We start from the raw sequence: 462 nt of genomic DNA on the forward strand, positions 1-462 counted from the left end.
ACATATTCCTGCCTTGCGGATCAGGAGCGCAGAAGTGAGACCTTCCAAAATACTGGGAAGACCTTGGGACAGGTGATCCGTTCTGTGATGGAGCCCTGTGGAGTTCGTGTGTCTATCCCAAAGGACATTCCGGTTGCCCAGATGCTCTCTCGGAACAATGAAACGGCTTGGGAGTTTACAGTACGGATCGCCAATGAGCAGGGCTTGTATGTGTATCCAGACAGCAAGGCGCTGGAGCCGCATATCAGCGTGGGCCTGGAGCCCTTCTCCACTTTTCCCTACAGCAGCTTTAAGCTGGAGTGCGAAGAGAAGGATTTGGTTGACTTTATGACTATGCGGGCCCGCATGGGCGGCGAAGCGTTGTCTTATCAAATGGCAAAGCAACAGGGTCTTTCTCCAGATTTGGAAATCGGTGTCGGCTGTGAATTGCAGGGTGAGTTGAGGAGCTATGCGGTTATAGGG

1 protein-coding gene is annotated in these 462 nt (G+C 52.6%); it reads left to right on the forward strand.

Annotation, left to right across the window (positions count from 1 at the left end; all coding sequences use genetic code 11):
* Positions 1-108: 108 nt before the first annotated feature.
* Positions 109-462: hypothetical protein (locus tag RX395_RS10045; RefSeq protein ID WP_316367361.1), on the forward strand; the 354-nt coding region annotated here is incomplete at its 3' end.

The organism is Collinsella aerofaciens, assembly GCF_032584215.1.
Lineage (GTDB): Bacteria > Actinomycetota > Coriobacteriia > Coriobacteriales > Coriobacteriaceae > Collinsella.